The following is a 9,919-nucleotide window of genomic DNA, read 5'->3' on the forward strand; positions in this document are numbered from 1 at the left end:
GTGCTGCAACCCCTGGATGGAGGAGGCCTTGGCCCGCATCCTGCTTGCCGAAGACGACCACTCGCTGCGCAACTTCCTCGCGGTGGCGCTGCAGCGCGCGGGGCACGAGGTCAGGGCCGTGGACGACGGCCTGGCGGCGGCCGACGCGCTGGAGCAGGGCGGATTCGACCTGCTGCTGGCCGACGTGGTGATGCCCGGCCTGGATGGAATCGAACTGGCCCGGCGTGCCGGGAAGCAGTACCCGAACATCAAGATCATGTTCATCACCGGATTCGCCGCGGTCGCCATGAGCGCGCGCTCCGCCCCGCCAAAGGGCGCGCGCGTGCTCTCCAAGCCGTTCCACCTTCGCGAATTGGTGGGGCAGGTGGAATCCTTCCTGGCCGCCTGAACCGGGCGCCCGCGCCTGCTTCGAAGCAGGATGCGTTCCCGGGCTTGCAAATCGCGTAGCAGAGTGGTAACCGCTCCCACGTCGGTTCCGCCGACACATCCCACCCGCCGACGGATGGGCGCGTAGCTCAGCGGCAGAGCGCCTCGTTGACATCGAGGAGGTCCCTGGTTCAATCCCAGGCGCGCCCACCATCTATTTTTGGACGGGTTTTTAGGTATTCGTTCGTTTCTTCCGGTAGAGATAAGGCCCGTGCGTGCGGGAAATGCGCTCAAGACGCATTGGAGCAACGTCGAATTGCATCCCATGCGTTAAATCCCGACGGGCTTCGGGGGCCTGAACTGGTTGGGTGTTGACACGGCTGGCGATTTGGCCGATTTCTGGAGGCGTAGATTTAGGGCCCCATAGGGGGCATGTTTTTGAAACCCCTGCACCTTCATGGTGCAGGGGTTTCGTTTGTTTGGTGCAGAGTGACGGGGGTGATGCAAGCACGCCAAGTGATTGTTCTGATCGACGGTGGACACCTTCGCAAATGCGCGGAGGACGCCGGCTATCGCTATAACCCGAACTTCATAGAGAAGGTCGCGAAGCGGTGCGCAAATCAGGACGAAGAGATTGTCCGTATCCTCTATTACGACTGCGCGCCCTTCACCGGGAAGGTGCGCCAGCCGGTAAGCGGTCGCGAGAAGGAGTTTAACGGCAGCGACAGGTGGTTGCATGATCTGGCGCGGCGTGAACTGTTTGCCGTCCGACGTGGAGTGCTGAAGTTTCGCGGTTGGCGTCCCAAAGAGATCCCGATTCAGGGCGCGGAACTTAGTGACGAGGACTTCCTGCCCGTATTCGAGCAGAAGGGCGTGGACATGCGTATCGGCTTGGACCTTGCTGAGTATGCCCGCAAAAGCTTTGTGTCCCGTGTACTGGTCGTCGGGGCGGACACGGATCTAATACCCGCTCTGAAGTTCGCTCGGCTCAATGGCCTGCAAGTGGTTGGCATACTTTTGCCCGAGCACCGCACGAGGTGGGAATATCTCGCCCACGTCGACATTCCGCGCCAGATCAATTTTCCGGAGAAACCGAAGGTGGATAAGAAGGCTAGAGCAAGCCGCGCGACAGAGGTCGTTATCGCCGATCCAGCTTCGGCGCTGGCCGATGGAGACGATTTTAAGGTTGAGGAAACGTCTGCCGGTCCGATAAACGAGACGTGAGACTGTCTTTCCCTTCCCCCTCAGACCCCCAGATACCGCTCCTTCAACGCTTGGTCGGCGCGCAGTTCTTCCGAAAGTCCCCGCCACACGGCGCGGCCGCGGGCGATGATGGTGTGGCGGTCGGCGAGGCGGAGGAGGGCGTCGAGGTTCTTGTCGATGATAAGGATCGATTGTCCGGCTGCCTTCAGTTGCGCCAGCACACGCCAGATCTCGGCGCGAACCAGCGGGGCCAGGCCCTCCGTCGCCTCGTCGAGGATGAGGAGGCGGGGGTTGGTCATCAGCGCCCGGCCAATGGCCAACATCTGCTGCTCGCCGCCGGAAAGCTGGTTGCCGTAGTTGCCGCGACGCTCCGCCAGGGCGGGGAAAAGGTCGTAGATCCCCGCCTCGTTCCATCCACTTGCGCCGCCGCGCGGCGGGCGGGCTGTGGCGACCAGGTTCTCGCGCACCGTCAGGTTGGGGAAGATCTGCCGCCCTTCCGGCACTAGGCCGATACCCGCCTGCGCGGCGCGGTGCGGCGGCCGGCCGGTGATCTCCACGCCGTCGAACATCACGTGCCCGGCGCTGGGGCGGACCAGGCCGAGAATGCTGTGGACCGTCGTGGTCTTGCCCATGCCGTTGCGGCCCAAGAGCGTCGCGACCTCGCCCTCGGCCACCTCCAGGTCCATGCCCAACAGCACCTGGCTGTCGCCGTAGCCGGCTTCCACATCCAGCAACTGCAGCATTACACCGCCTCCGCGCCCGCTTCGGCCCCGTCGCCCAGATAGGCGCGGCGCACCTCCGGGTCGGCGCGGATGGCATCCGGCGTCCCGCTGGCCAGCGCGCGGCCATAGACCAGGACGGTGATCCGGTCGGCCAGGGTGAAGACGGCGTCCATGTCGTGCTCGATCAGCAGCATGGCGACCTCGCCGCGCAACTCGCCCAGGAGTTCGACCATCCAGGCGGAGTCCTCGGGCCCCAGGCCGGCCATCGGCTCGTCCAGCAACAGCAGGCGCGGCTGCGTGGCCAGCGCCACCGCGATCTCGAGCTGGCGCTGCTCCCCGTGCGAAAGGGTGCTTGCCGGCCGGTCGGCGTGAAGGTCGAGGCCCAGGCGCGCCAGCACCGCGTGCGCCGGCTCCAGCAGCGTCGGATCGCGCCAGGCCGGCCGCCAGAAACGGAAGGCGTGCCCGGCCCGCGCCTGTACCGCCAGTGCCACGTTCTCCAGCGCGGTGAAGCGGGGGAACAGGCTGGTGATCTGGAACGAGCGGGCAAGGCCGCGCCGTGTGCGGGCGTGCATCGACAGCCGCGTGATGTCGGCGCCGGCGAAGTCGATGCGGCCATCGTCCGGCGCGATCTCGCCGGCAAGCTGGGCCACCAGCGTCGTCTTGCCGGCACCGTTCGGGCCAATCAGCGCGTGCACTTCGCCCGGCATGACGTCGAGGTGCAGGCCATCCGTCGCCACGACGGCGCCGAACGCCTTGCGCAGCCCGGTGACGCGCAGCAACGGCTCAGTCACGCGGCACCTCCCCCGGACGCGACACGAGGCCCCACAGGCCGCGCTTGGCGAACAGCACGACGGCCAGCAGCAGCGGCCCCAGCACGATCATCCAGTGCTCGGTCCAGCCCGAGAACACCTCCTCCAGCAGCAGGAAGGCCGTGGCGCCCAGCGCGGGGCCCAGTACCGTGCCGATGCCGCCCAGGATCACCATCACCAGCATCTCGCCCGAGCGCGTCCAGTGCAGGAACGCGGGGCTCACGAACTCCGTCTGGTTGGCGATCAGCGCCCCGGCCAGCCCCGCGACCGCGCCGGCCAGGGTGAAGGCGGCAAGCCGGTACCGCCGGGTGGGATGGCCGATGGCGCGCATGCGGCGGTCGTTGTCGCGGCTGCCGCGCAGCACCACGCCGAAACGGCTGTGGATCACCCGAGACTTCAGGAAATAGGCCAGCGCCACCAGGGCCAGGACGACGTAATAGAACTGCGTATCGGAACCGAGGTCGAGGCCCGGCAGGCGCGAACGGCTCCACATGCTGAGCCCGTCGTCGCCGCCGTACGGCTCCAGCGAGACGAAGAAGAAATAGACCATCTGCGCGAAGGCCAGGGTGATCATGATGAAGTAGAGACCGCCGGTGCGCAGGCTGATCAGGCCGATCACGAAGGCCAGCGCGCCGGCTGCCAACATCGCCAACGGCCAGGCGATCAGCGCGCTTTCGGTGCCGGCGATCGCGAACGGCCAGGTGGCGATGGGGATGCCCATGCTGGCGTGGTGGCTGAGGATGCCGACGACATAGGCGCCGGTGCCGAGGAAGGCGGCATGGCCGAAGCTGACCATGCCGCCGAAGCCCAGGATCAGGTTCAGGCTGCCGGCCGCCAGGGCGAAAATCAGCACGTGCGTGGCGATGCCGGTCCAGTAGCCGCGCCCCGCCGCCTCGACCAGGGCGGGCAGTGCGAGCAGCGCAGCCGCGAGAATGGCGGCCAGGATCAGGCGCGGCAGTCCGTTATCCATGCGCGGGGAACAGCCCTTGCGGCCGCCATGCCAGGATCGCGGCCATGAAGATGTAGATCGTCATCGACGCCAGCGAGGCGCCGACCCCGTTCGCCGTCGCCGGGTCGAACGCGAGCTGCAGCAGCGTCGGCAGGAAGGCCCGGCCGAGCGTATCGACGAGGCCGACCAGCAGCGCGGCCACCAGCGCGCCGCGCACCGATCCGATGCCGCCGACGACGATGACGACAAAGGCCAGGATCAGGATGTTCTCTCCCATGCCGACCTGCACGGCGTAGATCGGTCCCGCCATCACGCCGGCCAGTGCCGCCAGCATCGCGCCAAGACCGAAAATCAGGGTGTAAAGCCGCTTGATGTCGACGCCCAGCGCCGAGACCATGCGTCTGTTGCTGGCGCCGGCCCGGATCAGCATGCCCACCCGCGTGCGCGCGATCAGCAGGTAAAGCCCCAGTGCGACCGCAAGGCCGACCACGATGATCGCCAGGCGATAGGTGGAGTAGGGCACGCCGGGCACGATCTCGACCGAGCCGGAGAGCCATGCCGGCGTGTCCAGGAAGATCGGCTGCGCGCCCCAGACGATCTTCACCAGCTCGTTGAAGAACAGGATCAGGCCGAAGGTCGCCAGCACCTGATCCAGGTGATCCCGGTCGTACAGCCGGCCCAGCGCCGACCACTCCAGGGCCATCGCCACCAGCCCCGCGGCGGGCAGCGCGGCGCAGACGCCCAGCAGGAACGAGCCGGTCGCCTGCGCCACCGTCGCGGCCACGTACGCGCCCACCATGTACAGCGAGCCGTGCGCGAGGTTGATGAAGCTCATGATGCCGCAGATCAGGGTCAGCCCCGCCGCCATCAGGAACAGCATCACGCCAAGCTGCAGCCCGTTCAGCGTCTGCTCCAGGATCAGCAGCATGACATACGCATTCCCGCCCCCGCTTCAGGCCGGCCGGCGCGGCTACATCCGGCACTCGTCGACGTAGGCATCCTTGTGGTCTTCGAAGGCCTTGGCGGTGATCCTGTTGGTGAGGACGCCGTCCTGCTTCACCACCTCGCGCATGTAGATGTCCTGCACCGGGTGGTGGTTGGCGCCGAAGGCGAAGTCACCGCGGACCGACTGGAAATCGGCGGCGCGCAGGGCTTCCCGGAAGGCATCCATGTCGTCCTTCACCTGCCCGCCGGTCGCCTTGAGCGCGCTGGCGATCAGGCGCGCGGCGTCATAGCCCTGGCTGGCGTAGAGCGATGGCAGGCGGCCGTACGCTTCCTTGAAATCGGCGACGAAGGCCTCGTTCGCGACGTTGTCGATATCCTGGCTCCACTGCGAGGAGTTGACGACGCCCAGCGCCGCGTCCCCGACCGCGCCCAGGATGGTCTGGTCGAAGCTGAACGCCGGCCCGAACAGCGGCACGCTCTCGCGCAGGCCGGACTGGTCGTACTGCTTGATGAACGAAATACCCATGCCGCCGGGCAGGAAGAAGAACACCGCGTCCGGCTCCGCCGCGCGGATTTGCGCGATCTCGGCGGCGTAGTCGAGCTGGCCCAGCTTGGTATAGACCTCGCCCGCGATCTCGCCGTCGTAATAGCGCTTGAAGCCGGCGATCGCGTCGTGGCCGGCGGGATAGTTCGGCGCCAGCACGAAGGCGCTTTCATAGCCCTCGTCCTTGACGTACTGGCCCACCGCCTCGTGCAGGTTGTCGTTCTGCCAGGCGACGTTGAAGTAGTTCTCGTGGCAGCCCTTGCCGGCAAGCAGCGAGGGGCCCGCGTTCGGGGAGACGTAGAACACGCCGTCGCGCACGACCTTCGGCACGACCGCGATGGCCAGGTTCGACCAGACGATGCCGGTCATGACGTCCACCCGGTCGCGCTCGACCATGCGGTCCGCGATCTGCCGCGCCTTGTCGGGCTTGCGGGCATCGTCCTCCACGATCAGCTCGACCGCGTGGCCGCCCAGCGTGCCGCCCTCCTGGTCGATGGCAAGCCGGAAGCCGTCGCGGATGTCGATGCCAAGGCCGCTGCCCCCGCCAGAAAGCGTAGTGATCATACCGATCTTCACCGGGTCCGCCGCCGAAGCCGGCGCGGCCAGCAGCGCGAGGCCCGCCAGCGCGCAAAAAATCCGCCGAATCATCGCCGAGTTCCTCCCCTGCGTTCGTTCGTTCTTCTCGGACTTTCGAATGCACCGGCGCGATCCTAGCCGAAGCGCCAGGCGGGTGCCATAGCCGGGCCGCCGGACATTAACGCCCGCAACCGCATTGCTTTCACTCGAAAGCCAAGCTAGGCTGCGCGATAACGAACGTTTACAAGAACACTGTCGCCGCCGTCGTGGCCGTCCCCACCCGAAAAGAAAACAGCTCAATCACGGAGGAACGGTATGGGCGAGCGCGAACATCCCCTGATCGGGGGCTTGAAGGCGCATTTTGCCGAGGGCCGCGTCGGGCGGCGCGAGTTCCTGCGCAGCGCGACGCTGCTGGGTCTTTCCGCGACGGCGGCCTACGCCTTCGCAGCCAAGGTGAGCGGGGAACCGCTCGTGAAGCAGGCCCGCGCGGCCATGCCGAAGGGCGGCCGCCTTCGCCTGGGCATGCGGGTGCTCGACGTCTCCGATCCGCACACCTTCGACTGGGCGGAGAAGAGCAATATCGGCCGGCAGGTCTGCGAGTACCTGACCAAGACCGGCCACGACAACGTCACCCGGCCCTACCTGCTGGAAAAGTGGGAAGCCAGCGACGACCTGCGCACCTGGACGCTGCACCTGCGCAAGGACGTGACGTGGCGCAACGGCCGCGACTTCGTGGCCGACGACGCCATCTGGAACCTGAAACGGGTGCTCGATCCGGCCACCGGCTCGTCCGTCATGGGCCTGATGAAGGGCTACATGCTGAACGAGGTCAAGGTCGACGGCGAAAAGACGGCGGAGCTTTGGGACGCCAATGCCATCGAGAAGCTTGACGACCACACTGTCCGCCTGAACACCAAGCAGCCGCAACTTGCGGTGCCGGAGCACCTGTTCCACTACCCCCTGCTCATCATCGATCCGGAGGAGGGCGGCAAGTTCGGCCCCGGCGCCAACGGCACCGGCCCGTTCGAACTGGTCGAGCATGAGCTTGGCAACCGTTCGCTCTTCAAGGCGCGCGAGGACTACTGGGGCGAGGGGCCGCACCTGGACGAGCTGCTGTTCGTCGACCTGGGCGACGATGCCTCGGCCAGCATGGCGGCGATGGCCTCGAAACAGATCGACGGCCTGTTCATGGCGGACGTCACCCAGCTCGCCACCCTGCGCAAGCTGCCCGACCTGGAGTTCTACGAAGCGCAGACGGCGGACACCGGCATCGTGCGCGGCAAGTTCGACACCGCGCCTTTCGACGATGCCCGTGTGCGCCAGGCCCTGCGCTATGCCGTGGATCAGAAAAAGACGCTGGAGATTTCGCTACAGGGCATCGGCGTCCCGGCGGAGCACCACCACGTCAGCCAGATCCATCCCGAGTACGCCGAGCTGCCGCCGTTCGAGCGCGACGTGGAGAAGGCGAAGTCGCTCCTGGCCGAGGCGGGCTACCCCGACGGCGTGGACCTTGAACTCGCTGTCCCGGCGGACCAGCAGTGGCAAAGCGTCGCCGCGCAGGCGCTGGCGGAGCAGTGGAAGGAGGCGGGCATCCGCGTCACGCTCAACGTCATGCCGGGCGCGCAGTACTGGGACATCTGGGACAAGGTGCCCTTCGGCTTCACCCGCTGGGTGCATCGCCCGCTGGGCGTGATGACGCTTGGCCTTGCCTACCGCTCGGGCGTGCCGTGGAACGAAAGCAGCTACTCCAACGCCGAGTTCGACGATCTCCTGAACAAGGCCGAGGGCATCCTGGACCCCGACGAGCGGCGCAAGGTGATGGACGACCTGGAGCGCATCCTGCAGCAGGACGGCCCCATCGTGCAGCCCTTCTGGCGCTCCATCTTCACCTTCCACCACAAGAAGGTGAAAGGCTTCCGGATGCATCCGACGACCTACGTCTTCGGCAACGAACTGGCGGTCGAGGAAGCCTGACCCCGGTTCCGCGCCGCCGACGGCGGCCACCCTCTCATCTCGCTCCCTCTCTCCCGACGCGGGGGAGGGGGCAGCATGAGGGGGAAGCGCACCCGCTTATTTCACGCCCCGCCCAATCGCCGCGCCGTGACGTCATGTTGACGGATGATGACGGATGATGACGTTTGCATACGGTAACGGAATTTCCTGCGGCATCGTCGGTTCCTGGTTCATGCATCGCTCCCGTCAGTTCGTCGTGCAAAGTCGGACGGGGAGCGTAGCGGGGTTTGTTATATAGGTCAATATTCCTAGCTCGCGACTGCCTTTGAGTTATCGATCGGTTGTGTCGGAAGCTAGCCATGCCTGGGATCAGCCTGCACCGAAGCCTGCCAACCTCATGGTCCGCAGAGGCGTTTACAGAAAACACCGATGGAATTGTTGCGTAGCCCGCGGTCACCGTTGAAGATCGGTCCAACAAGGTTGGTTCGAAATCAATCACTTCGCCATCTTCGCTACCGGCGTCAGTGGCAGGGGCTCACGCCCCCTTCCCTGTGTGCAATTGACCCCGGCGCGGCCTGTCAGCCGACCGGGGTCTCAGAAGGTGCGTTTGCAGAAGCACCTCGGCTTTAGAAGTTAAAGCCTATGCCCACCAAGTGGAAGAACTGGCCGTCGTCCGCAGCCTCGGTGGCGTCGTCCGTGTCCGAAAAGGTGAACTGGTACTCGGTCTGGACAAAGATGAAGGTGTTGTTGTCCGCGTAGTACTTCAGGCCGGCTTCCGGGCCGGCTGCGAAGGTGTCGTTGACGTTCTCGCCGTAGATGCCGCCTAAGCTGACGCCGACATAGGGGCGCAAGCGGCCCAAGTCGAACACGTAATCGGCGAAACCGCGGGTGGCGGCGTTGGTCTGGTCGTCGCCTGGCAGGTCGGTGAAGTTCACGCTCTGCCGCACGCCCAGAAGGACATTGTCCAAGATATAGTTCCCGACGCTGCCGGATAGACCGATTTGGTGGTTGTCGAAGTCGTTGTTGCTGGTGCCGTTGCCGGAGAGGGTGATTTCCCAGTCACCCGGCGACGGGCCAGGCTCGGTGTCGCCAGTTTGTGCGACAGCAGTAGCCGGCAGGGCCAGGGCGGCGATCAACAGAGCAGCTATCTTCGTGCGCATACTTCAACACCTTTCATGTCTAAATATGAAATCGCCACGCTCGATTTCTCTCGTAAGAAATCGATTAAGCAAATTCTCTAAAAGTAAAATTTTTTATATCTGAAATAAGTTTTTTCTCGCATACCTTGTTGCCATTTTTCAATAATCCACTATTACCCCGGAATCGTTATTCTTGATTCGCGGAGAAGAAAATGTTTTACATACGTTTATTGTTCGTTAATGTTACCAAATCTGCGAAATGCTAGCAAGTGGCTTATGTGCCTGCTTCGGGCTTTCCCAATATATTGTAGGTGAAGGGTGCGACATTCGTACCCAAGACCAGCAAACGCAGAAAGCGGCGTGGCGCGAGTGGCACCGGCCACCCTCTCACCCCGTCCCTCTCCCCCGACGCGGGGGAGAGGGGGCGATAAACGCACCTGCACAGCTACTCGCCACCGTCAGCGCGGGGTAGCCGTCCTCCCCTCGATTATCGTCCCTTCTCCCCCGCGTCGGGGGAGAAGGACAGGATGAGGGGGAACCCCCGGCACCTTACGGGGGACACACCCCTCTGCTCGCCTTGCGGCGAGCGGTCTCCCCCTGCAGGGGACCTTTGCGAAATGGGCGAGGTGTGATTCCCTGCTTGTGGTTGGCGCAGTGAGGTTGGAATGGCGTTGAAGCGGACGGGTCAGTTGAGCTTTGCCGAGGCGTTTCAG

The 9,919-nt window shown here is 65.0% G+C and carries 9 protein-coding genes and 1 tRNA gene; 4 read left to right on the forward strand and 6 right to left on the reverse strand.

The features are described 5' to 3' along the window. Window positions 1-28 precede the first annotated feature (28 nt). The 3 genes from DRB17_RS18690 (at window position 29) to DRB17_RS18700 (ending at window position 1,590) form a co-directional block, all read left to right on the forward strand. Window positions 29-388 (forward strand): response regulator, encoded by a 360-nt coding sequence (locus DRB17_RS18690; RefSeq protein WP_193725754.1) that lies wholly within the window; start codon window positions 29-31, stop codon window positions 386-388. Between the two features lie 116 nt (window positions 389-504). Beyond that, a tRNA-Val gene (locus DRB17_RS18695) sits at window positions 505-579 on the forward strand. A gap of 285 nt (window positions 580-864) precedes the next feature. Further along, entirely contained in the window at window positions 865-1,590 is a 726-nt protein-coding gene (locus DRB17_RS18700; protein WP_206607951.1) for a PIN domain-containing protein, read from the forward strand. A 20-nt stretch (window positions 1,591-1,610) separates the two neighbouring features. On the opposite strand, the gene DRB17_RS18705 is transcribed toward DRB17_RS18700, so the two are convergent. Genes DRB17_RS18705 through DRB17_RS18725 form a run of 5 tightly spaced genes read right to left on the reverse strand, consistent with a single transcriptional unit; the run spans window position 1,611 to window position 6,186 of the window. Next, entirely contained in the window at window positions 1,611-2,312 is a 702-nt protein-coding gene (locus DRB17_RS18705) for an ABC transporter ATP-binding protein (RefSeq protein ID WP_114583754.1), read from the reverse strand. After that, window positions 2,312-3,082 (reverse strand): ABC transporter ATP-binding protein, encoded by a 771-nt coding sequence (locus tag DRB17_RS18710; RefSeq protein WP_114583755.1) that lies wholly within the window; start codon window positions 3,080-3,082, stop codon window positions 2,312-2,314. Before DRB17_RS18710 ends, DRB17_RS18705 begins: the two co-directional genes overlap by 1 nt. Beyond that, window positions 3,075-4,070 carry a branched-chain amino acid ABC transporter permease gene (locus DRB17_RS18715; protein ID WP_114583756.1) on the reverse strand — a complete coding sequence of 332 codons (996 nt, stop codon included), beginning with the start codon at window positions 4,068-4,070 and terminating at the stop codon, window positions 3,075-3,077. The genes DRB17_RS18710 and DRB17_RS18715 overlap by 8 nt, the downstream gene beginning before the upstream one ends. Beyond that, a complete protein-coding gene (locus DRB17_RS18720) occupies window positions 4,063-4,977 on the reverse strand; it encodes a branched-chain amino acid ABC transporter permease (RefSeq protein WP_114583757.1) in 915 nt (304 codons plus the stop codon). The genes DRB17_RS18715 and DRB17_RS18720 overlap by 8 nt, the downstream gene beginning before the upstream one ends. 42 nt (window positions 4,978-5,019) lie before the next feature. Continuing rightward, window positions 5,020-6,186, reverse strand: coding sequence for an ABC transporter substrate-binding protein (locus DRB17_RS18725; protein ID WP_114583758.1), 1,167 nt, complete (start codon window positions 6,184-6,186; stop codon window positions 5,020-5,022). Window positions 6,187-6,429: 243 nt separating this feature from the next. Here DRB17_RS18725 and DRB17_RS18730 point away from each other — a divergent pair, with 243 nt between their 5' ends. Then, window positions 6,430-8,088 (forward strand): ABC transporter substrate-binding protein, encoded by a 1,659-nt coding sequence (locus tag DRB17_RS18730; RefSeq protein WP_114583759.1) that lies wholly within the window; start codon window positions 6,430-6,432, stop codon window positions 8,086-8,088. A 605-nt stretch (window positions 8,089-8,693) separates the two neighbouring features. Here DRB17_RS18730 and DRB17_RS18735 read toward each other — a convergent pair. Beyond that, window positions 8,694-9,227: a hypothetical protein gene (locus DRB17_RS18735; protein WP_114583760.1), complete on the reverse strand. Its 534-nt coding sequence runs from the start codon at window positions 9,225-9,227 to the stop codon at window positions 8,694-8,696. Window positions 9,228-9,919: the final 692 nt, after the last annotated feature.

The organism is Ferruginivarius sediminum (genome assembly GCF_003344765.1).
GTDB lineage: Bacteria > Pseudomonadota > Alphaproteobacteria > Kiloniellales > Rhodovibrionaceae > Ferruginivarius > Ferruginivarius sediminum.

What these genes read in the sequence shown, in the direction of transcription:
- DRB17_RS18705 (WP_114583754.1), bottom strand. Translation starts at nt 2,312, where the DNA reads ATGCTGCAGTTGCTGGATGTGGAAGCCGGCTACGGCGACAGCCAGGTG.
- DRB17_RS18715 (WP_114583756.1), bottom strand. Translation starts at nt 4,070, where the DNA reads ATGGATAACGGACTGCCGCGCCTGATCCTGGCCGCCATTCTCGCGGCT.
- DRB17_RS18720 (WP_114583757.1), bottom strand. Translation starts at nt 4,977, where the DNA reads ATGCTGCTGATCCTGGAGCAGACGCTGAACGGGCTGCAGCTTGGCGTG.
- DRB17_RS18725 (WP_114583758.1), bottom strand. Translation starts at nt 6,186, where the DNA reads ATGATTCGGCGGATTTTTTGCGCGCTGGCGGGCCTCGCGCTGCTGGCC.
- DRB17_RS18730 (WP_114583759.1), top strand. Translation starts at nt 6,430, where the DNA reads ATGGGCGAGCGCGAACATCCCCTGATCGGGGGCTTGAAGGCGCATTTT.
- DRB17_RS18735 (WP_114583760.1), bottom strand. Translation starts at nt 9,227, where the DNA reads ATGCGCACGAAGATAGCTGCTCTGTTGATCGCCGCCCTGGCCCTGCCG.